The sequence below is a fragment of the Microbulbifer maximicatervae (SeqCode) genome, assembly GCF_052467955.1.
Genome location: NZ_CP174329.1, coordinates 2,124,031 through 2,146,902, shown reverse-complemented (window position 1 = coordinate 2,146,902; position 22,872 = coordinate 2,124,031). Strand labels below are relative to the sequence as shown.

18 protein-coding genes and 1 tRNA gene are annotated in these 22,872 nt (G+C 50.7%); 3 read left to right on the top strand and 16 right to left on the bottom strand.

Translation table 11 applies throughout. The features are described from left to right. Window positions 1-144: 144 nt before the first annotated feature. Genes ACJJI5_RS09250 through ACJJI5_RS09230 form a run of 5 tightly spaced genes read right to left on the bottom strand, consistent with a single transcriptional unit; the run spans window position 145 to window position 5,625 of the window. Entirely contained in the window at window positions 145-1,158 is a 1,014-nt protein-coding gene (locus tag ACJJI5_RS09250) for a YhdH/YhfP family quinone oxidoreductase (protein ID WP_445356076.1), read from the bottom strand. Between the two features lie 40 nt (window positions 1,159-1,198). Continuing rightward, entirely contained in the window at window positions 1,199-2,344 is a 1,146-nt protein-coding gene (gene sohB / locus ACJJI5_RS09245; protein WP_445356075.1) for a protease SohB, read from the bottom strand. A 48-nt stretch (window positions 2,345-2,392) separates the two neighbouring features. Next, complete coding sequence (locus ACJJI5_RS09240) at window positions 2,393-3,043, bottom strand: cation/multidrug efflux pump (RefSeq protein ID WP_444896715.1); 651 nt, start codon at window positions 3,041-3,043, stop codon at window positions 2,393-2,395. A 45-nt stretch (window positions 3,044-3,088) separates the two neighbouring features. Continuing rightward, a complete protein-coding gene (nudC, locus tag ACJJI5_RS09235) occupies window positions 3,089-3,904 on the bottom strand; it encodes an NAD(+) diphosphatase (protein WP_444896714.1) in 816 nt (271 codons plus the stop codon). A gap of 14 nt (window positions 3,905-3,918) precedes the next feature. After that, on the bottom strand, window positions 3,919-5,625 hold the full coding sequence (locus ACJJI5_RS09230) for a FimL-related protein (RefSeq protein WP_444896713.1): 1,707 nt from the start codon (window positions 5,623-5,625) through the stop codon (window positions 3,919-3,921). Between the two features lie 381 nt (window positions 5,626-6,006). Here ACJJI5_RS09230 and nhaB point away from each other — a divergent pair, with 381 nt between their 5' ends. Further along, complete coding sequence (gene nhaB, locus ACJJI5_RS09225; protein ID WP_445356074.1) at window positions 6,007-7,542, top strand: sodium/proton antiporter NhaB; 1,536 nt, start codon at window positions 6,007-6,009, stop codon at window positions 7,540-7,542. Between the two features lie 116 nt (window positions 7,543-7,658). Here the strand turns inward: nhaB and dnaQ are convergent, their stop codons facing one another. From dnaQ to ACJJI5_RS09210, 3 genes are read right to left on the bottom strand one after another with little or no spacing between them, the layout of a single operon-like run. Continuing rightward, a complete protein-coding gene (gene dnaQ, locus ACJJI5_RS09220; RefSeq protein ID WP_444894319.1) occupies window positions 7,659-8,384 on the bottom strand; it encodes a DNA polymerase III subunit epsilon in 726 nt (241 codons plus the stop codon). A gap of 14 nt (window positions 8,385-8,398) precedes the next feature. Beyond that, on the bottom strand, window positions 8,399-8,836 hold the full coding sequence (gene rnhA / locus ACJJI5_RS09215; protein ID WP_413665181.1) for a ribonuclease HI: 438 nt from the start codon (window positions 8,834-8,836) through the stop codon (window positions 8,399-8,401). A gap of 42 nt (window positions 8,837-8,878) precedes the next feature. Next, window positions 8,879-9,667, bottom strand: a complete 789-nt coding sequence (locus tag ACJJI5_RS09210; RefSeq protein ID WP_445356073.1) for a class I SAM-dependent methyltransferase — start codon at window positions 9,665-9,667, stop codon at window positions 8,879-8,881. A 156-nt stretch (window positions 9,668-9,823) separates the two neighbouring features. Between ACJJI5_RS09210 and gloB the strand changes: the two genes are divergently transcribed. Together gloB and ACJJI5_RS09200 are read left to right on the top strand one after the other, a co-directional pair. Then, on the top strand, window positions 9,824-10,603 hold the full coding sequence (gloB, locus tag ACJJI5_RS09205) for a hydroxyacylglutathione hydrolase (RefSeq protein ID WP_445356072.1): 780 nt from the start codon (window positions 9,824-9,826) through the stop codon (window positions 10,601-10,603). 196 nt (window positions 10,604-10,799) lie between these two features. Beyond that, a complete protein-coding gene (locus tag ACJJI5_RS09200) occupies window positions 10,800-12,362 on the top strand; it encodes a LysM peptidoglycan-binding domain-containing protein (RefSeq protein ID WP_444905765.1) in 1,563 nt (520 codons plus the stop codon). A gap of 79 nt (window positions 12,363-12,441) precedes the next feature. Here the strand turns inward: ACJJI5_RS09200 and ACJJI5_RS09195 are convergent, their stop codons facing one another. The 8 genes from ACJJI5_RS09195 to fadA all read right to left on the bottom strand — a co-directional run bounded on the left by ACJJI5_RS09195 (window position 12,442) and on the right by fadA (window position 22,867). Next, complete coding sequence (locus ACJJI5_RS09195) at window positions 12,442-14,325, bottom strand: SurA N-terminal domain-containing protein (protein WP_445356071.1); 1,884 nt, start codon at window positions 14,323-14,325, stop codon at window positions 12,442-12,444. Window positions 14,326-14,444: 119 nt separating this feature from the next. Further along, window positions 14,445-14,774, bottom strand: a complete 330-nt coding sequence (hbs, locus tag ACJJI5_RS09190; protein ID WP_255422880.1) for a non-specific DNA-binding protein Hbs — start codon at window positions 14,772-14,774, stop codon at window positions 14,445-14,447. A 199-nt stretch (window positions 14,775-14,973) separates the two neighbouring features. Beyond that, window positions 14,974-17,379 carry an endopeptidase La gene (lon, locus tag ACJJI5_RS09185; protein WP_413665176.1) on the bottom strand — a complete coding sequence of 802 codons (2,406 nt, stop codon included), beginning with the start codon at window positions 17,377-17,379 and terminating at the stop codon, window positions 14,974-14,976. A gap of 267 nt (window positions 17,380-17,646) precedes the next feature. After that, window positions 17,647-18,933, bottom strand: a complete 1,287-nt coding sequence (gene clpX / locus ACJJI5_RS09180) for an ATP-dependent Clp protease ATP-binding subunit ClpX (protein ID WP_282933429.1) — start codon at window positions 18,931-18,933, stop codon at window positions 17,647-17,649. Between the two features lie 162 nt (window positions 18,934-19,095). After that, a complete protein-coding gene (gene clpP, locus ACJJI5_RS09175; RefSeq protein ID WP_282933430.1) occupies window positions 19,096-19,737 on the bottom strand; it encodes an ATP-dependent Clp endopeptidase proteolytic subunit ClpP in 642 nt (213 codons plus the stop codon). Between the two features lie 188 nt (window positions 19,738-19,925). Further along, on the bottom strand, window positions 19,926-21,239 hold the full coding sequence (gene tig / locus ACJJI5_RS09170; protein WP_444942154.1) for a trigger factor: 1,314 nt from the start codon (window positions 21,237-21,239) through the stop codon (window positions 19,926-19,928). 185 nt (window positions 21,240-21,424) lie between these two features. After that, window positions 21,425-21,509 (bottom strand) — tRNA-Leu (locus tag ACJJI5_RS09165). A gap of 182 nt (window positions 21,510-21,691) precedes the next feature. Next, window positions 21,692-22,867, bottom strand: coding sequence for an acetyl-CoA C-acyltransferase FadA (gene fadA, locus ACJJI5_RS09160; RefSeq protein WP_413665174.1), 1,176 nt, complete (start codon window positions 22,865-22,867; stop codon window positions 21,692-21,694). Between the last annotated feature and the right edge of the window lie 5 nt (window positions 22,868-22,872).

Genomic DNA, 22,872 nt, shown 5'->3' with positions numbered 1-22,872 from the left:
CAACAAGCCCGCAAACAACAGAGTCCGCTTAAAGGCTATTGAGAAAAAAGCCCATATACAACTCAGATTCAGAGTTGCCGGGGATATTTGGTAAGATAAATAGAATCTTTTAAGTGTACTTATTATTCTAAATCGATAGATCTATTAGAGAGCCATATCTACAACGTAACGACCTATTCCATGCCCTCTATTTAAGCGCGCAAGAAACTCTGGAGCCTGATCAAGGCTAATATTCTCTGCAATACTGTCGAGCTTATCGCCGATATACCACTCACTGGCCAACCGCTTCCATACTTCTGCCTTCTTTTCTATTGGCAAAACAGCGCTATCCACACCCAACAAACTAATACCGCGCAAGATAAATGGAAATACATTGGCGTGAAATTGAGCACCTGAAGCCATACCACAAGCAGCCACTCCGCCGCCGTAGCGCAGGGATTTAATGACATTAAAAAGCGTTTCCCCGCCCACAGTATCTACAGCCCAAGCCCACAATGGCTTGGCCATCGCTTTATTGGCAAAAGGGGCCAGCGTATCCCGGTCGAGAACCTTCCATGCGCCCAATCTCGCCAAATAATCAGCAGACTCCAACTTTCCCGTCACTGCTGCGACACGAAAGCCTAGCTTCGCCAGCAAGGCGACGGCAACAGAGCCGACGCCCCCGGTTGAACCTGTTACCAGAATCTCTCCATCCTCAGGAGATGCGCCGGACTCCAGGAGCTTTTCCACACAAAGCGCGGCGGTAAAACCCGCCGTACCCAGTGCCATAGACTCCCAAGCTATTAGGCCCTCGGGGACTGGTAAGGCCCATTGCGGAGGAACGGCAATACGCTCTGCAAGTCCACCAGAAGTATTCATGCCCAAATCGTAGCCATTGACCAATAATTCGGCACCCGGTTGAAACGTCTTGCTCCGATCGAACAGCACTTTGCCCACCGCATCAATACCCGGGGTATGGGGGTAGGCATTAGTAATCCCACGATTGCCAAACGCAGATAAAGAATCTTTGAAATTCAAGGATGAATAACTTACGGCCAACAGCAAGGGGTTATCGGGAAGCTCAGAAAGCTGACGCTCAACAACAGACTGGTCAAACTTTCCCGAAGCTACTTCGGCAACCTGAATTGCCCGAAATTTTTCATCCCTATCTATTTCCATGGGGTATATCCCGCAACACTATCAACCTGTAACGTTACAACTATTGAGCCTGATGACGCAGAGCTGCCAGCCGTGAAAAGAGACGAGTGACCGCCGATTCCACACCGGCTTCTGCCGCCAACCCTATTTTCTTAGCTATATTTTTCCGTTCTTTGAATTCCACCTGATATAAGTCGCAGTCCTTAGCACAACTGGTCAAGTATTCATCTGATGTTTTCAGTTCATCGACCAGTCCCAAGGATAGAGCTTTTTGCCCGAACCAAACCTCGCCCGTGGCAACTTTGTCGACGTCGAGTTTTTGACGGTACTCCCCGACAAAGTGCTGAAACAGAATATGGATCTCATCTAAATCCTCTTGGAACTTCTGTTTACCTTCCTCAGTATTTTCACCAAACATGGTTACAGTGCGCTTGTACTGGCCCGCAGTAAACAGTTCGTAATCGATATCATTGCGCTTCAGCAGGCGGTTAAAATTCGGCATCTGAGCTAAAACACCAATAGAGCCCAACATCGCAAAGGGTGCTGCCAGGATACGATCTGCAACACAGGCCATCATGTAGCCCCCGCTGGCAGCTACTTTATCGACAGCAATAGTCAAATGGATACCTGCATTGCGAATCCTGGTTAACTGACTGGCGGCCAAGCCATAGTTCGCCACCATACCCCCAGGGCTTTCAAGACAAAGGAGAACTTCATCTCCGGACTCTGCCACTTGAAGAATGGCCGTCACCTCTTCACGCAAATGGGAAAGCGCACTCGCTTTGATATCCCCATTAAATTGCATAACAAAGACACGCTTGCGCTCGGAGACCAACTCCCCTTTTATACCCTTGGACTCATGCTCTCCTTCCTCTTTAGCAACGTCAGAAGAAGTAGCAGCACTTTTTTCAGGCTGCTTTTTGCTCTCAGCTTTATGTTTTTTAGCCAGGGCTTTTTCCTGAGTCTTCTTTTCTTTCGCCATTTGCTTTTTACGACGGGCAAATTCGTGCTTATCCATCACAGCTTCAAGCAGTGTTTCTTTAAACTGCTCATAGCGATCATTCAAATGTGTAACTGTGATATGTCCCTGAACTCGCTCTTTCAGCTGCTCTCGATTTGCAAAAATAAAACCTATTAACACCATTAAGGCCACGACAACCGTAACAATTTTGGCTAGAAAAAGGCCGTATTCAATTAAAAATTCCACTTAGACTCCATTTTCCGTCTTAACTAATTTTTATTTAGCTTCAGTATTTTACTGCCAACCTTCCAAGGCGGAAGTTGCTCGCTGATTAAGGGGGCGAGCCAACAAACCGCTGTGGCTAATACGCACCTCGTAAACCGCACCGTCCTCCATAGGTAGAAATGTGGCACTGCCATATACCGCATCAACAAAGGGCAACTTGCGATCAACACCGCGTACAAACTGCCAGACATCCACGCCATAGTTCGCCCCCTCTATTTCATGGACAGAACGCTCGCGAGCTCGCTCATCCTGCAGCGTGAGATAGCGACCACTCAACCTGTCCAGACGATAAGCGGGCTTAATTCCCCAGCGGGCTAATTGACCCTGCCACTTGAGCATTCGGGCATCCAACTGCCACTGATCCCCAAGCAATTCAAACTTTTGCGCTATACCATCCGCATCAGAAAACTTGACCTCAAATTGCTGCTCGGCAATTTTACGAAACGAAACAATGCCAACACTGTGCTCTTCAGCCAGGTTTCTATAGCTGTAAACATCTGCAGCAATCAGGACAATCCAAAGAGCAGTTGCAAAAAGAAAAAGACCGGCGGATCCACGTATAAACCCCAGGAACCAATTTCCCGATAGCAGGACTCGCGCCCCCCAAAAAACAAACAACAACGCCAGGATGGCAATAATAAAGGTAATTGCTATATACATTATGATTTCTACTCCCTGATACTGCGCAACATCTTTAAACCAACCTTACAGGCGGTTCTTCGCTGCAGCCTTTTCGACAAAAGTGTGGATCAAGCGGCCGGACAGGGTTTGTATGGGCGGTATAGCTGGCAATGAACTGTAGTGGAACCAGTTTGCCTCTTCTATCTCATTGGGATCCAAGCACAATCCCCCACCTTGCCACTCCGCCAAATACCCGATCATCAACTGCCCGGGAAAAGGCCAGGATTGGCTCCCCACATACTCCAGGGCACCCACTTTGAGCCCCACTTCCTCATAGACTTCACGCACCAGCGCTTGTTCTGCACTCTCACCGGGCTCTATAAACCCAGCGAGGGCCGTATAAGTTGCATTTCGACGCGAGGCATGACGAGCTAAGAGACACTCATCTCCCCGTGTAACAAGCATAATTACACAGGGGGAGATTCTGGGGTAGACAGTAAGATCACAAGCCGGGCAGGTGCGAGCGCGATCATTAGAGTGATAGATGGTGGGAGTGCCACAACGACCGCAAAATCGATGTTGGCTATCCCAATGGGAAATCTGTAGCGCCCGCCCAGCCAATGCAAACATCGGCTCCTCAACCAAAGTCAGCAGGCTGCGCAGGTTTCGCCATTCATAGCCGGCAATTTCAACCTGGCGAGACAAAACGTGGACACCACACGCCCGCCCACTTAGCTCTCCCAAATAGTGGCTGGATTGAACAGCCTCTGCTACCAATACCTGGGCGTCGTGGAGGAAAAAATCTCCTCGGCAGAGAATCAGCCCATCAGCAATCAGGATATGCTGGGAAAATTCCGGGACTGCCCACACATTACCTGCTGGGACAAACTTATCTACCAAGGAGACCTCCTTAATTATGCGGCCTCAACGGGATAACCCAGAGCAGTCAAGCTTTCGATAGCGAGACTGAGGGATTGAATATCTGCTTGCCTATGCAGCTTTACCTCTCCCAGGTAGTACTCAAGGCTGATAATCGCATCGGCAAAAATATGTAAAGATTGCTCTACTTCAGGACCGGCATCATGACGGTCGATAACAGTTTCAACAAAGTTCAGCAAACCTTCAACTACGGCCGCCGCTCTACTTAAGTTGAGAACGATCAAGCCTCCGCGCACTGAGTTCAAAGTAGTGGAAACATTGCGAATATGGCCATGATCAAAGTCGGACTCTGCATAGGCCGCCAGCGCTCTCTTAATCAACGCCAAACCTGCTTCAGCCTCTTTAAGTACAGCCACTTCCGCTTCCGCCAGCTGGCTGTGCTCAAAGGCAATATCCGCATGACCGTATTCATCCAGATCAATAGAAGTACTCTGCTTGAGCGCTCTTACCGTGCTATCAACCATCAACACCTGGCCTGTCAGTTTCTGCAGTGCGCTGTCCGCTATGAAACCGCCCGCGCCGGAGGCACTCTGGTATTCCGCAACCGCGCTGCGCAGACTCTCTCCAACCCGCTTAAAATTGAGCATCTGCAAGGTACCGGCCACTCTCTGTAGAGAAGAAGCGAGGCCATCTTCTGCATCCAAGGAAGTAGTACCAATTAACTCAGCGTCATCCAACATTCGGCGCACACCGGACAACTCCTCCTCTAAGGCGTTAGCAACTGCGGTAATTGCCGTGGCGCCGGGGCCTCCAAGGGTGGCTCGCTCCCGCTCTAATTCCTCTTCACTGTAATCAAGAGGCTCTGCGGAGAAAGCCTCCAGCAACTTGCCACCAAAGCCCTCGGGCTTGGAAAGAGTCAGCCAATAGAGGCACTCTTTCAGTAAAATCGGTGGCGCAGGCTGATCTAAAGCTGTGTCGCACTCTTTTTGTAATGCTCGCAGCCAGCGATCAAACATACTGAAAACCATCACCCGGGATCGACTGATGCGCATTTCTTGGGAGGCCATGCCCGCAAGTGCCGCCCCTGCTACCACCCATAAACGCCCGTTTGGGCGCCCCATGGTGATGCTTGCGATTCTCTCAAGGGCACGAGACATCATCGTGTACGCTGGGCCCCGAGGTTTACCTCGCAACAGAGCCAACAAACCAACCTGGTACATATGACGGAATCGGCGAACAAAACTATTCAAGTCTTCCGACATAACCGCAGAAGCCCCTGCACCAGGCACAGCTCCCTCCAAGTTACAACGGAAAAAATGACTTTCCGGCACAGGGGGCTGGGACCGGGCCGCGCGCAAATTATTGATATAGGGGATCAGCAATTCTGGACGGGCAATGGCACGACTTTGAACAAATTCCAAGTAGCGTCCCATTACGTAAAAACCTGTACCCAGCGCTTCCATCAGTTCTTCTGAGGCGCTCTGTCTCTCCTCTAATACCTCTGTAAGCGCTTTGATTTTCTCTTGGGCAAGGAGCTCAGCTGCCTGGAGCTGCACCATCTGCAATACTCCACTAACCTGCCTGAGTGCAGCTAAACTCTGTTCGAGAGCCTGCTTTTGGGAAGTATCCGCGGCAAATTTATCCAAGTGTGAGGCGGCATTATCGATGGTAGCTACCAGCTCATCCTTCACTACATTGACAGAAGTGATATTGATCTTGCGCAATTCAGTCTTTGGCTGCACCGCTGCATTCTTCCTATAATCGAACAAAAAACAACCAGATCAGAATGATTCTGGCCTCATTAAGGGCAATTTACCCCAATAAATAAAAGAGTCCACCTTTCGCCAAACAATTTCCACCGAATAATCGACAAATAACCTAGCGGCGGGGCTGAAGCCCCTAAATTACTTGAATTTTCCAGAAAACCCAGTAGCGTTTGCTACTTTCAAGTTTAAAGCTGTACGTTTTTTTGTGTTAAAGAACAAAAACCAATCAATCTGTGCACAATAAACCCGGGGAAGCACGCAGCGATAATTGAGCTCAGGTATCTATTTCGCATACACCGCCGATTCCCAAAGATTCCATTTTGACCCACAACAATGGGTTAACCAAGGAAGTAAATGATGAACACTTACAACAACACCATTGCGGCATCCGGCGGCGGATTTGGTCGCGCCTTTGCCGAAAATTTTCTCGGCGAAGCGCCTGATTGGTACAAATTGACCATAGCCGCCTTTTTGCTTCTCAACCCATTAATACTGTATGTATCGGGGCCTTTTGTAACAGGCTGGGTCCTTATTGGTGAATTCATTTTTACCCTGGCGATGGCCCTGAAGTGTTACCCACTTCAACCCGGCGGACTGCTCGCAATTGAAGCCGTATTGATGGGTATGACAAGCACCGATGCCGTCTACCACGAGGTAGTTGAGAATATCGAAGTTATTCTGCTGCTAATGTTTATGGTGGCCGGCATTTACTTCATGAAGAGCCTGCTTCTATTTGTATTCACTAAAATTTTGATTAATGTGAATTCGAAATCTCTGCTGTCACTACTTTTCTGTGCTGTATCTGCAGTACTGTCAGCGTTCTTAGATGCCTTGACCGTAACTGCTGTTCTGATTGCGGTTGCCGTAGGCTTTTACTCAGTCTATCACCGGGTCGCCTCCCAGCAGCCACACCACCACAACGACCACGACCACTCCAACGATGAGCATGTCGTGGAGTATCACCGCGAAGACTTGGATCAGTTTCGAGCCTACCTTCGCAGCCTGATCATGCATGGCGCCGTAGGCACTGCTCTCGGTGGTGTTTGCACCTTGGTTGGAGAACCGCAAAACCTGCTGATCGCTGAGAAAGCCGGGTGGGAATTTGTACAGTTTTTCCTGCAGATGGCCCCAGTAACCATTCCAACATTCTTTGCCGGCCTAGCTACTTGTTTCTTTTTGGAGAAAATTAAAATGTTTGGCTATGGAGCCCAGCTCCCTAGCGCAGTACGTGAGATACTGGTTAATTTTTCCAAAGAGGAAGAAAAGAAGCGCACCTCGGCGCAGGTTGCCGAGCTGTGGATTCAGGGCATTGTCGCTGTGGTTCTGGTTTTTGCCCTGGCGTTTCATGTTGCCGAAGTCGGTATCATTGGCCTGATGATTATTGTACTTCTGACCTCGTTTAACGGCGTTGTTCAAGAAGCTAGAATCGGCCACGCGTTTGAAGAGGCACTGCCATTTACTGCACTGCTCGTGGTTTTCTTTGCAATTGTTGCAGTGATTCACCAGCAGCACCTATTCGAGCCTGTAACAAACTTCGTTCTCACACAAAAGCCCGAACAGCAGCCAGGATTGCTATTCATGGCAAACGGTATTTTATCGATGATCAGCGACAATGTTTTCGTGGCAACGGTTTACATTAACGAAGTTAAAGCTGCCCTCACCGCAGGTGACATTACCCGTGAACATTTTGACAAGCTGGCCATTGCCATCAATACCGGAACCAACCTACCCAGCGTTGCCACTCCCAATGGACAAGCTGCATTTTTGTTCCTGCTGACATCGGCCCTGGCACCTCTCATACGCCTATCTTATGGCCGCATGGTGATCATGGCTCTGCCCTACACCATCGTACTGAGTATTGTTGCTTTGATTTGCGTGGTCTACGCGATCTAAAGAGAGCTTGTATAAGAGACTATCTGGATGGGTGGAGATTGATAATTCCCACCCACTCAGAAAAAGAAAAGCGCAATAAACATCAAGGTTAAAGAGAACACCTCTTCATTGATGTGCTACCAGAAGTGTTTGCCCGCTGATTTCTCCAGCAAACCTAGCATCGATTGATGCGCTTCAGCTTCCTGTGGCGTAGCACGCGCTACTAGCAAGGGCGCGCGATCTGCCGATAGGCGACGAATGGCTTCACCCGCCGCATCATTTTCCGCCTTCTTACCTTCCTCCCCTTCCGAGGAATCACCCTGTGCCAACACCAAATCGGTTTGGCCACCGGTCATCATCAGGTAAACGTCGGCAAGAATCTCCGCATCCAGCAATGCGCCGTGCAAATCCCGCTGGGAGTTATCGACAAAGTAGCGCTTACAAAGAGCGTCCAGATTGTTTTTCTGCCCGGGGTGCTTTTCCCGGGCCATTGTCAGGGTATCCAAAACCCCACAATGCGCATTAACATTGCGCCAGCGCGGATTACCCAGCAGCCTCAGCTCAGCATCAATAAAACCGACATCGAAGGGCGCGTTGTGAATAACCAGCTCTGCACCTTCACAGAAGGTCATAAATTCATCGGCGATCTGAGCGAATACGGGTTTGTCTGCCAGGAATTCATTAGTGATTCCATGGACCTCAATAGCCCCATCTTCCACTTGTCGCTGAGGATTGATGTACTGGTGATAGTGACGGCCAGTCAACTTCCGGTTAACCAGCTCTACGCAACCAATTTCAATAATACGATGGCCGCTTTTGGGATCGAGACCTGTTGTCTCTGTATCGAGAACCACTTGACGCATATGCAATATTCCCCTCAGGACTCCAGTTCATCGACGCCACGATTTGCCAACTGATCGGCCCGCTCATTGCCCGGGTGGCCGGCATGACCTTTAACCCAGTGCCACTCTACATCATGCTGGGAGACGCTCTCATCCAACTGCCGCCATAGGTCTGCATTTTTGACAGGCTTCTTACTCGCCGTTTTCCAACCATTCTTTTTCCAGTTGTTAATCCAGCCGGTAATTCCCTGGCGCAGGTACTGTGAGTCAGTATGTAAATCAACTTTGCACGGCTGTTTAAGAGCCTCCAAAGCTTTGATTGCAGCTAACAGTTCCATACGATTATTGGTGGTATGCGCCTCCCCACCAAACAACTCTTTCTCCCGCTCACCGTACACCAACAGGGCACCCCAACCGCCGGGGCCAGGATTACCGCGACAAGCGCCATCTGTATAGATAGTAATTTGTTTCAAAACTTACGCCAAAATTAGATATGGGGCCGATTTTCAGCGAAATCAGCGCTTTTGATGCTTCCCGCGTGCTGCAACGCGAGGGCTCGACGGGGTGGCAACCAAAGCGGGCTTTCTCTCGGCCCGCCAATTGATTTTAATAGTGCGAACACGTGCCACTTCTTTGCGGGCGACTATGATGTAAAAGCCCCCCCATGGCAAGTGCAAGCGGGAGCCAAGGCGCTCCATCCAAGCCGTCTTGGAAAGCAATTCCTTTTGCTGTAATGGCAAGCGGAAGAAGCCGCGATCTACCCTCTCAGCCTGCAAGTCCAACAGATTCATCCAGTCGGCAATTCGAGCAGCCCGCAGTTGATTTCCGCGCTGGTAAGCCCCCCTGGAAAATAGCAGACGGGACAAGCCGAGCAAGGAAAACGGGTTAAACCCGATTAGCAGCATATGACCACCGGGTATCAAAACCCTGGCCGCCTCTCTCAATACTTGGTGGGGATGACTGGAGAAGTCCAAAAGGTGATGCAGCAGTACTACATCGATTGAATCGGCGGGGAGGGGCAGTTGCTCGAACTCTACTACCGCAGCCCCGCCCTGCTCAGAGGTCGCCCCCAATCGAAAACGATGATTGATACGACTGAAAGTGCCAAAATCAACGGATTGGGTCACGCTGGCCTGTAGAAAGTGATAACCGAAAAAGCCCTCCACTAAAGGTTGGGCCAACGCCAGCTGTTGCGAGAGAATCTCCTCTCCCAGCGAACTGGAAAACCAATGGGATAGCGCTGGGCAGACCTTGCCAAGAGGGGATTGCTCCTCATCATTACCAGGCCTGCTCTTTCCGGTCATCATATCTCCATTGATCAATCTAACAGCTATTCAATTCTACACTCGGGCGATGTTTCCAGGGCCTTATCTAAGTAAACCAGTCCTCAGGTAACAATTCACACCGTCTCACGCCTTCCATGATATTGTTCTGCTATTCAGCGATAAGACGATCCGATTATGCTATCCATCACGCCAATCCCCGCCTTTAATGACAACTATATCTGGCACCTGCAAAAAGATGGTCAGCACTGGGTAGTCGACCCTGGTGATGCGCTGCCAGTAGAAAAGGCCCTACAGGGGACCAGGCTCAGCGGCATTCTCATTACTCATCACCACTATGACCATACCGGCGGCATCGAAACGCTTTGTCGCCAGTACCAGTGCCCTGTCTATGGCCCCGAGCACATACCTGGTGTCACTCACCCCATTGCCGGTGGAGATTCCTTACAGATCCTTGGCATGCCCTTCCAGGTACACGCTGTTCCGGGGCACACTCTAGACCACTTAGCTTTGGTTTTGAATGAAACCACAGCAGCAGGCGGTGAACAATTACACCTTTTTTGTGGTGACACTCTTTTTTCCGCTGGCTGCGGCAGGTTGTTCGAAGGCACTCCAGAGCAGATGTACCATTCTCTGCAAAAGCTCAGTAAATTACCCGCCGCAACTTTTGTCTATCCTGCACACGAGTACACACTCGCCAACCTGAAGTTTGCCCAAGCGGTAGAGCCTAACAATCAAGCCATTGAGGCAAGGGTTGCTCAGTGCAAAGCCTTGAGAGTAGAAAACGAGCCAACTTTGCCTTCAACTATCGCCCTTGAGCTAGACACCAACCCATTTCTTCGCTGTCAGTATCCGGAAGTTAGGCAGACAGCTATCAATTCGAGACCGGAGTTAAATGACGGAAGCGATAACGTAGATATTTTTGCGAGCTTGCGCGGCTGGAAGGACAACTTCTAAACGCCCAACTTCACCTAAACTCCTCTCAGGCTGGGTGATAAACTAGCAATTTGCATACTTTTTAACCGTCAATATTGACCGAAACTAATTTGCCTAATTAGAATCAAAAGTAATTGACCAAATGCCTGGCGCTTTACCAATAATTGTTCTGAAATGCGTCAGGATGAATTACAAGAAAGACTCGCGGATATCACACATGGTTCACAAGAATTTTGCCGTAGCATTACTAGCCGCTACGGTAGGGGCCTGCTCGCAATTACCGGAACAGGCCTCTGCGCCCGAAACTGAAAATATCCCTGCAGAGGAAACCTCTGTCGCGAGTGACCGAGCTGTTAAAAAGCACGAACCCTCTGAAGCGGTCCCTCCCCCCGTAGACATCTGGGCAAGACTTCGTCAGGGATTCGCCCTGGATCACCACACCAGCGACCCCAAGGTTAAGGAATATATTGCTTACTTCGCCCGCAACGAGGGCTATATGGCTCGGGTAACCGAGCGCTCTCGTCGCTATATTTTCCATGTTGCAGAACAGCTGGAACAGGCAAATCTCCCACTTGAATTAGCGCTGCTCCCCATTGTCGAGAGTGCATACGACCCCTTCGCCTACTCCCACGCCCGGGCTTCCGGTATGTGGCAGTTTATCCCGGCCACCGGGCGCTCTTTCGGGCTCGAGCAAAACTGGTGGTATGACGGACGCCGCGATGTCCATGAATCCACCCAGGCTGCGGCAAAGTACTTCAACTACCTACACGATCGCTTTGATGGGGACTGGGAGCTGGCACTCGCTGCTTACAACGCCGGTGAGGGAACGGTTCGCAGAGCCGTAGAGCGCAATCGTCGCAACGGGCTTGGCACCAGTTATTGGGATCTCAAACTACCGCGGGAAACCAAGCGCTATGTACCCCAGTTGCTGGCTCTGGCGGAGGTTATATCCCGCCCGGACCATTACAAAATCCCACTGCATGATGTCTCCAATGAGCCCTACTACGCCCGTGTCGATGTAGGCAGTCAGATCGATCTGGCCCAAGCTGCAGAACTTGCAGAAATTGAGATTGAAGAGCTGTACCTACTGAACCCAGGCTATAACCGCTGGGCAACCGACCCCAACGGAAACCACCAACTACTGATTCCAATAGAGACCCAGGAAAAGTTTGAGAGCGCCCTGGCACAACTTCCCAAGGAAGAGAGGGTAAGCTGGCAGCGCTACACCATTGCCCGAGGCGACACCCTTTCCACTATCGCTCGCCGCTACCAGACCACCGTCGGAGCGATACGCGAAACAAACAAACTGCGCAGTAATAATATTCGCGCCGGTAAAACACTGTTAATCCCCAGCGCATCGGGCCCCGCAGGACAGTATGCCTACGCACTCGATCAGCGAGTTAAACGCAAGCAGTCTTCCGGCAAGGGCCAGAAAGTTAATTACACTGTACGCCCTGGCGACAGCCTTTGGGGGATTTCACGCAAGCTGGATGTGACCGTAAAGCAACTGGCCAGCTGGAACAGCATGGCACCGGGAGACACCCTGCGCCCTGGACGCACCCTGGTGGCTTACAACGGCTCCCCCGCAGTATCAGAGAACAACCGCACTACCCGCAAGGTTTCTTACCGGGTACGCAGCGGCGACTCTCTATATCGGATAGCTAATAAATTCAGTATCGAAATCGATGATATTCTCCGCTGGAATAAGATAAACAAGTCCAAGTATTTACAACCCGGACAGCGCTTAACCTTATTTGTGGATAGTGCCAGCAACACTTAAAGCGCACACTACCCTACAGGGAGTTAGCCATAAAAAAACCCGGCAATTGCCGGGTTTTTTTATGGCTCAATAACAACCGTTACTCGGCAGATGAGGCCAGATCGATTTTTGCCTGATCGGACAAGTAGCGCTGGATAGCTGCTAACTCGGCCCCACCATTTACAGAGGCCAATTGCTGCATCAGTGCCTGACGCTGCTCTTTACTCTGCTTGGACAGTTCGCCCGGGCGCACGCTGCGCAGATCGAGAACTACCAGATCACCATTATTTGTAGCGAAGCTGGTCACTTCATCTTTGCCAGCAGATGGTGCAGGCAATGCAAATGCCTTGGCATTAATCTCACCGCGCTGAGCAAAACCACCGCGACGAGTTTTATCACTGGTCTCCAGGGTTAAACCTTGCGCTTCTGCCAGTTCTGCAAAACTAGTACCAGTAGCGAGCTTCTCTTTAAGCTCTTCCGCTTGCTTAGCCAATTGCTCACTAGCCTTATCACGCTTCAAACGGTCAACAATTTGCTGGCGAACCTCTTCCAGAGGGTAGGTACCCGCGGGCTTAGAGTCGGTGACCCGCAAAACGACAGAGTGCTCATTGTTCAGGTTGATCACATCTGAAGTATTGCCATCTTCCTTCACTTCCACAGAGAAAGCAGCCTCGATAACCTGCCCGTTAGAAAGGACGCCAGATGCGCTCTCGCGCGAAAACAGATTGGCAGTCTTCAGGGGAACACCCAACTCTTCAGCGGGCTCAGCCAGGTTATCCGCGTTGTATGCCAGATCGGCAAGACGGGACAAGGCATCAACAAACTCGCGCTCGGCAACAGACGCACGCAGTCGCTTTTCGATCGCCACTTTTTGCTCTTCGAAGCTCGGCGGTTCACTCTGCTCTACTTCCAACAACTTGATAAAGTGAGTTCCACTATCGGTGGTCACTGGAGCAGAAACCTGACCCACTTCCAGCGCGGCCAAGGCCTGCTCGAAAGCCTCTGGGAATACATCACCTGTGGTGTAACCCAACTCACCGCCTTCCTCCGCAGAGCCTACGTCTTGGGAGTAAGTCTTTGCCAACTCGGCGAAATCTTCGCCGGCATCCAGTTTGCTCTGAATCTCAGCAATTTTTTCTGCGTCAGCTTCTTCAAGCAAAATATGTGCAGCACGACGGCGAAGTTCCGATGCGAAACCTTTCAGCTCTTGCTCGTACTGAGCGCGAACATCGCTTTCAGAAATATCAATGTTACCGGCAAATACTTCAGGAGTTAGCTCAATATACTCAACCGCCACCTGCTCTGGACGCTGGTATTGCCCTTGATTCTCCTGGTAGTACTGTTCTACTTCAGCATTCGAAACCTGAGTCTCTGCTAGCAGGCCTTCAACTGGCATCACCACGTAATCAAAATCACGCTCTTCCATAGAGGCGGCAACAATCTGTTCTGCATCCGCCTGGGTAGTAAAAGCACTTTCAACCACACTATTTGCGTACTGCTCCAGCGCCATATCATTTTCCATAATCTGGCGGAAGCCTGCAGGGCTATACCCCATACGACGCAAAGCATCGCGGTACATTTGCGGATCAAAACTGCCGTTCACCTGAAAAGCCGGAATTCCCACGATCGCTCTGTCGACCGCCGCAGAGCTCATCACCATACCGCTGTCCTGAGCAGCTTGGCGCATCACAGCACTGGAAACCAACTGGCGTAAAACTGGCTCACGCAACTGCTCATCGCTGATTAAATCAGCGGGCACATCTTCGCCGTACTGACTAATGATCATATTGCGGCGATTTTGAATTGCGCGTTGCAAATCCAAGTTTGTAATTTTTTCGCCATTAACCTCGGCTACCGCATCGGCAGCACCTCCACTGGCACCGGTGAAGAAATCAATTCCCCCAATGACCATAATAAAACCGAAAAAGGCTGCGACAATAATCGCGGCTGTCCCTTTCAGGTTGTCACGCATGGACTGAAGCATGCTCAGCTCCGAAAATTAATTGTTTTTAACTACTATCAGATACAAAAAAGGCGCATCCCAACTGACACGCCTCTTTGACATTCAGACTCTTTTACAAAGTCTCAAAGCCTGCTGAAAACTTAGTTTACAGCGTCTTTCAGGGCTTTACCGGCCTTGAAGTTAGGAATTTTTGCCGCAGCGATTTCAATGGGATCGCCAGTGCGAGGATTGCGACCAGTACGAGCTGCACGCTCTTTCACAGCAAAGGTACCAAAGCCAACGAGGGCAACTTGATCACCTTTTTTCAGGGCATCAGTGATGCTATCAACCATTGCGTCCAAAGCACGGCCAGCTGCTGCTTTTGGAATATCTGCAGATGCGGCAATTGCTTCAATCAGTTCGGACTTATTCACGCTTAATCCCTCTGTTCTTTTTAAATATGCTTCGGGTGGTCTACAAAAGACACCCATACTTTAAATTTTTTAGCCTTCGGCAATTTACGCGCCGGGCAATAAGCCCCGTTTTATACCAACTGCCCAGAAGCGGGTCAAGGAACCATGCGGGTTTCCGGGCAGATGCACACTTTTCAAGCAGCGTAGATAGCCTGATTGGCGAAGTTTTGGCCTTGCAAGTTGTAAAGGGGCGACAAAAGTCACCCCATTACAAAAGTCAGTGAGTTTGGATTCCTCGCTGCGAGCGCTCCTCTGCCTTTTTCTGTAAGGCGGAATACTCTTCATCAGACAGGGACTCAGGCTTGTGTTCGAGCGCCAGCTCCAGTACCTGATCGATCCACTTAACGGGCCTAACTACCAAGTCCTGAAGAATATTATCGGGAATATCCTTCAGATCTCGCTCGTTATCAGCAGGAATCAGTACAGTTTTTATACCGCCCCGATGCGCTGCCAATAACTTTTCTTTAAGACCACCAATTCTTAAAACTTCTCCACGCAGAGTAATTTCTCCAGTCATCGCCACATCTGAGCGAACGGGAATATCCGTTAACACAGACACCAAAGCGGTGCACATGGCAATACCCGCCGAAGGGCCATCTTTGGGGGTGGCACCTTCAGGCACGTGGATATGAATATCCCGGGTCTCGTGGAAGTCCGGACCTATTCCCAGCGCCTGGGAGCGAGAACGCACAACCGTCAAGGCCGCCTGAATAGACTCCTGCATAACATCGCCAAGGGAGCCGGTTTTGATCATGCGTCCTTTACCCGGCACAGCTGAAGCTTCAATGTTAAGAAGCTCACCACCCACCTCGGTCCAGGCGAGACCGGTAACAATTCCGATTTTGTCCTCTTCCTCCGCACGGCCAAAATCAAATTTGCGAACACCGAGAAGCTCTTCAAGTTGCTCTGGCTGTATTACAGCCTTCTTCTCTGAAGGATTGCGAACGTGCTCCGTTACTACCTTGCGGCAGATCTTGGCAATCTCCCGGTCCAGGCCACGCACACCCGCTTCACGGGTGTAGTAGCGGACAATATCGCGGATACTGTCATCGGAGAGATCCAGCTCATCATCTTTAAGGCCGTTGGCCTTGCGCTGCTTCGGCACAAGATAGCGCTGAGCAATATTCAGTTTTTCGTCCTCGGTATAACCGGGGATTCGAATAACTTCCATACGATCCAGCAACGGGCCTGGAATATTCATTGAGTTAGAGGTGCAGACAAACATCACATCGGAAAGGTCGTAATCCACTTCTAAGTAGTGATCATTGAAGGTTTTATTCTGCTCTGGATCCAAAACCTCAAGAAGCGCTGAGGCGGGATCGCCCCGCTGATCCATCCCCATTTTGTCGACTTCGTCGAGCAGGAACAGGGGATTCTTCACTCCAACTTTCGAAATTTTCTGAATCAGCTTGCCCGGCAGTGAGCCAATATAAGTGCGTCGATGCCCGCGAATCTCGGCTTCATCGCGAACGCCGCCCAGGGCCATACGCACATACTGACGATTTGTTGCTCGGGCAATAGATTGACCGAGGGAGGTTTTACCCACCCCGGGAGGACCAACCAAACATAAGATCGGCCCTTTCACTTTCTTCACTCGCTTTTGTACCGCGAGGTATTCCAGAATCCGCTCTTTAACCTCTTCCAAGCCGTAGTGTTCTTTCTCGAGAATTTCCTCGGCTTTAACCAAGTCGTGTCTCACCCGGCTGGCTTTTTTCCAGGGCAGGCTCAACATCCAGTCGATATAACTGCGTAAAACCGAAGCTTCCGCAGACATAGGCGACATCATTTTCAATTTAGCCAGCTCAGCGCGGGTTTTCTTCTCTGCCTCCGCACTCATGCCGGATTCGGCAATTTTGTTTTCCAGCTCTTCAATTTCATTGGGCTCTTCGGTGATCTCGCCCAATTCTTTTTGAATCGCCTTCATCTGCTCATTGAGATAGTACTCGCGTTGGCTTTTCTCCATCTGCTTTTTCACACGCCCACGAATGCGTTTTTCCACCTGAATCAGGTCGATTTCAGCATCCATAAGGCCCAGCAAATGCTCCAAACGCTCTTTAACACTGAGAGTCTCCAGAAGCTCTTGCTTCTGAGCCAGCTCAAGGGACATATGTGCAGAAATGGTATCTGCCAAACGGCCAGGCTCATCAATTCCCGACAGAGAGGTAATAACCTCATTGGGGACTTTCTTACTTACAGAAACGTACTGTTCAAACTGAGACATCACAGAGCGCACAAGGGCATCTGCTTCGCCTTCCGGTAACTCCTGCGTTTCCATCGGCGAAACAGTCGCCTCGAAATGGTTCTCCCTCTCCATCACTTCGTGGATATTTACGCGCTCCCCCCCTTCTACTAGCACCTTCACAGTGCCATCGGGGAGTTTGAGTAACTGCAAGACACTGGCAATAGTGCCCACGCGATAGATATCGTCTGCACCTGGGTCATCCTCAGATGCCTTTCGCTGCGCCACAAGCAATACCTGCTTATCCCTGCGCATGGCCTCTTCCAGGGCCTCTATGGACTTTTCCCTGCCGACAAAAAGCGGGATCACCATATGGGGGTAAACAACAACATCGCGCAATGGCAACAACGGATATTCAAGTGTGGTGTCGGATGACTGATCCATAGAACTCCTCTCGGCCCTATCACTGGGTATTTGGCGCGGCATCATGCTGCTGTTGGAATTGACAGCTTAACCTGGGCCACCGCCCTTCAGATGCTAGTAATGGGGGGGAAGGGCCCGAAATACAAGTCTAATCTCGCGACCAATTTGTGCCGAGCTAAGAGTGCTATTCGAGCCAGGAATACCCAGACAGGTAGTTAGATACCCGGGTAATCAGAAAAAACTATAAAAAAAGCCCCAATATTGGGGCTTTTTGAGGTGGGATTTGAGCTACTCTTCCGGCGCCGCCTTCTGCGGCTGGGACTCACTCTCATAAACCAGCAGCGGGGCTGATTCGCCTTTGATGACCGCCTCGTCAATCACAACTTTCACCACATTATCTGTGGATGGGATGTCATACATGGTCTCCAACAATACGGACTCCATGATAGAGCGCAAGCCACGGGCGCCTGTTTTCCGCTCCATTGCCTTAGTGGCAACTGCATCCAACGCATCGGGGCGGAAATCCAGTTCTACATCTTCCATCTCAAACAGTTTTGCGTACTGTTTAGTCAAGGCATTGCGTGGCTCGGTGAGAATCTGTACCAGAGCCTCACGGTCCAATTCTTCCAAAGTTGCGGTCACCGGTAGGCGTCCAACAAACTCCGGGATCAGCCCGTAACGAACCAGGTCTTCAGGCTCCAGGTCGCGCAGGATCTCACCAAAATTACTGGTGCCATCCTTCGATTTAACCTCTGCACTGAAACCAATTCCACCCTTCTCCGAGCGATCGCGGATAACCTTATCCAGCCCTGCAAAAGCGCCGCCACAAATAAACAGGATATTGGAGGTGTCGACCTGCAAGAATTCCTGCTGCGGATGCTTGCGTCCACCCTGCGGCGGCACAGACGCCACAGTGCCTTCAATCAACTTCAGTAGCGCTTGCTGCACACCTTCACCGGACACATCACGGGTAATTGAAGGGTTGTCTGACTTGCGCGAAATTTTGTCGATCTCATCGATATAGACGATACCCTGCTGGGCTTTTTCTACATCGTAATCACACTTCTGCAAAAGCTTCTGGATGATATTCTCAACATCCTCACCCACATAACCAGCTTCGGTCAGGGTGGTTGCATCGGCAATAGTGAAAGGAACATTGAGCAGGCGAGCCAGGGTCTCGGCAAGAAGGGTTTTACCACTACCGGTTGGGCCTACCAGCAAAATATTAGACTTGCTGAGCTCTACTTCATCCTTACTTTTAACACCAGACTTGGTGCGCAGACGCTTGTAGTGATTGTATACGGCAACAGCCAGCACACGCTTGGCTCTCTCCTGCCCAATCACATACTGATCGAGGATTTCAGTAATCTCACGGGGTGTCGGCAGGCGCCCTTCAGGCCCCTCCGCAGTCTCTTGTACTTCTTCACGAATAATGTCGGTACACAGCTCGACACATTCATCGCAGATAAAGACTGACGGCCCAGCGATTAACTTCCGCACTTCCTGTTGGCTCTTGCCACAGAAAGAGCAGTACAGCAATTTTCCGCTGTCTTCTCCGCTGCTTTTGTCGGTCATCAAAATACTCCGTCGTCACTGGCCGGCCAGGGCCCTAAATTCAGCTTACCCAGCAAGATGCTGCCTTTTGGCGTGATTTTCAAGTCCCAACGAAAGCCAGCCTGTCAAAAAAACTAACTTTCGCTGAAATCCGCCTCCGGCAAACTTTTAATGTAGAAAAATCTACTTATCGAATGCCTGTCGGCGAGACAATACATCATCGACCAAGCCATATTCCTTGGCTTCATCGGCGCTCATAAAGTTGTCGCGCTCTGTATCCCTCTCAATATCACTGACTGGACGTCCAGAGTGATGCGCCATGAGCTCATTCAAACGATGACGAATCTTGAGAATTTCCTGGGCGTGAATGTGGATATCGCTCGCCTGCCCTTGGGCCCCACCGCTGGGCTGGTGAATCATCACACGGGAGTTTGGTGTTACGAAGCGTTTACCTTCAGCACCGGCAGTCAACAAGAAGGCGCCCATACTACAGGCCTGCCCAATGCACATAGTGCTGACATCAGGCTTAATGAACTGCATGGTGTCATAGATAGACATGCCGGCAGTTACCGAGCCGCCCGGTGAATTAATGTAGAGGTGAATATCCTTATCCGGATTTTCTGCCTCGAGGAAAAGCAGCTGCGCAACAACTAGGTTGGCCATGTGGTCTTCTACAGGCCCGACCAGGAAGATCACACGCTCTTTTAACAGGCGAGAATAAATATCAAATGAGCGCTCCCCTCTGGCGGTTTGTTCTACCACCATGGGAACTAAACCTGATGCTGAGGGCTCTATCGAAGCTTTTGGAAAATCAATTCGTGCCATAGGTACCATTGCTTCCTTTTGTGGCGTATTCGGCAGGCCAGCGAATAGGCATCATATGCCCATGCTGAAAAATTTGGTTTTCAGAGCTTAACCGGTCAGGCGAGAGAAAGCCAGCCGGTAAAAAGGAAGGAGATGTAGGGGCGTCACGCTTGAGCGGACGCCACCTTACACCTGAATGAAGTGAGAGATTAGCTTTGTTTTTGCGGCTTAATCACTTCGTCGTAGCTGCTATCAACTTCAGATACTTTAGCTGAAGCCAGTACGTGATCAACAACCTGGTCTTCCAGTACAACAGACTCAACACCAGACAGCAGCTCACGGTTGCTGTAGTAGTAGTCAACCACTTCTTGCGGCTGCTGGTAGGTAGAAGCCAGCTCTTCAACTTTCGCCTTTACGCGATCGGCATCAACAGAAAGTTCATTCTGCTTAACAATCTCACCGACTACCAGACCGAGAACTACACGGCGCTTTGCCTGCTCTTCGAACATAGTGTCAGGCAACATACGCTCGGCATCTTCAGCCTTGATCTGACCACCAAACTGCTGAACCATTTGACCACGCAGGGTAGTTACTTCACTGGCAACCAGAGCGGACGGCAGCTCAACTGGATGCTTTTCGAACAGCTGATCCATGATCTGGGTCTTAACTTTGTTCAGAGCGGCATTTTTCAGCTCACGCTGCATGTTGTTGCGAACTTCCTCACGGAACTTCTCTTCGCCACCTTCCTGAACACCGTAAGCTTTGAAGAACTCTTCGTTCAGCTCGGGAAGTTCAGGCTTCTCGGAAGAAGTCACCTTGATATTAAAGGTAACAGCAGCACCGCGAAGCTCTTCTGCCTGGTAATCTTCCGGGAAGGTCAGATCAATGTCTTTCTCTTCACCGGGCTTCATGCCCAGAATGCCTTCTTCGAAGCCAGGGATCATCTGGCCGGAACCCAGTACCAACTGGTGACCTTCGGCCTTGCCACCTTCAAACTCTTCGCCGTCTTTGCGACCAACAAAGTTGATAACAACACGATCGCCCTTTTGAGCTTTGCGCTTGGTATCTTTCCAGGAAGACTGTTGCTTACGCAGAACATCGATCATGTTCTTCACGTCAGCATCAGTAACTTCTGCAACAGGACGCTCTACAGCGATCTCAGCCAGATCAGCGAGTTCAACTTCAGGGTAAACCTCGAAAGTAGCAACGTACTCCAGGTTTTCGCCAGCAGCAGTCTGCTTAGCTTCGATGCTAGGCTGGCCGGCAGGTTTAACCTCTTCCTTCTGTACCGCTTCGTAGAAAGAACGGCTCATTACCTCACCCAGAACTTCCTGACGAACGCCGGCGCCAAAGCGCTGACGAACAACCTTCATCGGCACCTTGCCTTTGCGGAAGCCATTGATGCGAACAGTCTTAGCCGCCTGCTGGAGACGCTTATCCACTTCTTTGTCGACAATTTCTGCCGGCAAGTTGACCGTTAAGCGACGCTCCAGACCGGAAGTAGTTTCGATGGAAACCTGCATGTTTATCCTCGTGAGACTATCTCTGTAATCGCGCCGCAGCGCCAACGAATACCGGGTCACCGAGACTTAGTCAGTAACCTCGTAGGCCCAGCACCAAAACAATACTTTTGTGCTGCCGCCAAATACACAAGAAGCCCGCACCTACCCCTCCAGGGCAAGTCACACGGACTTCAAGGCTTTTAATTTGGTGGGGACGGGGAGACTCGAACTCCCACACCTTTCGGCACCAGAACCTAAATCTGGCGTGTCTACCAATTTCACCACGTCCCCAAATCGAACCTGCCGCTAACTCTTTGATATTTAAGCGCTTTCGCTACTTTTTTAGAGCCCATCGCGACAAGGGGTGCAGATTGTGCCACAGCATTTTGGGGTCTTCAACACTTTACTGAACACTTTTCTCATAAAATAAAAAAAGGCGCCTCAAAGGCGCCTTTTTTCGGGGTCTAATTTCCTTAGACTCGCTCTACAACAGTGGTAATACCCTGCCCCAGACCGATACACATGGTAGACACACCCAGGTTGCCGCCCTCATTCTGCATAACGCTCAGCAGGGTGCCAGTAATGCGCACGCCAGAGCAGCCGAAGGGGTGACCCAGGGCAATAGCGCCACCGTACAGGTTGACCTTCTCATCCATCTGCTCGAGCAGATCCAGGTCTTTCAGCACCGGCAGCGCCTGCGCCGCAAATGCCTCATTCAGCTCAAACTTGTCGATATCACCAACAGTTAGACCCGCTCTCTTGAGCGCCTTCTTGGTAGAGGGCACCGGGCCATAACCCATAATGGACGGATCAACACCAGCCAGCGCCATTTCTTTCACGCGGGCAATAGGAGTCATACCCAAAGCCTGAGCGCGCTCAGCGGACATTACCAGCATCACAGAGGCACCGTCGGTGATCTGAGAGGAGGTGCCGGCTGTTACCTGACCGTGCTTCGGATCGAATGCTGGCTTCAGCTGAGCCAGACCTTCCACGGTGGTGTCCGGACGTATGGTTTGGTCCGTCTCAACCAGGAAAGGTACGCCGTCATCGTCATGACCTTCAATAGCGATAATTTCGCGATTGAATTTGCCAGCCTTGGTAGCTTCAGCGGCGCGGTGGTGAGAGCGTGCACCGAACTCATCCATCTGCTGACGCTGGATACCGTGCATCATCGCCAGGTATTCAGCAGTCATACCCATGGAGCCGGCAGCTTTAGCCATATAGCGACCCAGCATTGGGTTGGGGCTAACATGCTCCATCATGTTCAGGTGACCCATGTGCTCAACACCACCCACAACGTACACATCGCCAACACCAGCCTGAATGTTGGCAGCTGCAGTATGCAGGGAGGACATAGAGGAGCCGCACAGACGGTTGACGGTTTGCGCCGGGATAGTATGTGGCAGACCAGCGCGCAGCAGGATAAAGCGAGCTACGTTAAAGCCCTGCTCATCGCGCTGCATAACACAGCCCCAGATCAGGTCATCGATCTCGGCGGGATCGAGCTTGTCATTGCGCTGCATGAACTTTTTCAGCAGCTCAGCGGACATATCATCGGCGCGAACATGGCGATATACGCCATTCTTCGAGCGACCCATGGCCGTACGCGCGTAGTCGACGATTACGGCATCTCTAGGATTTAAACTCATCGCTA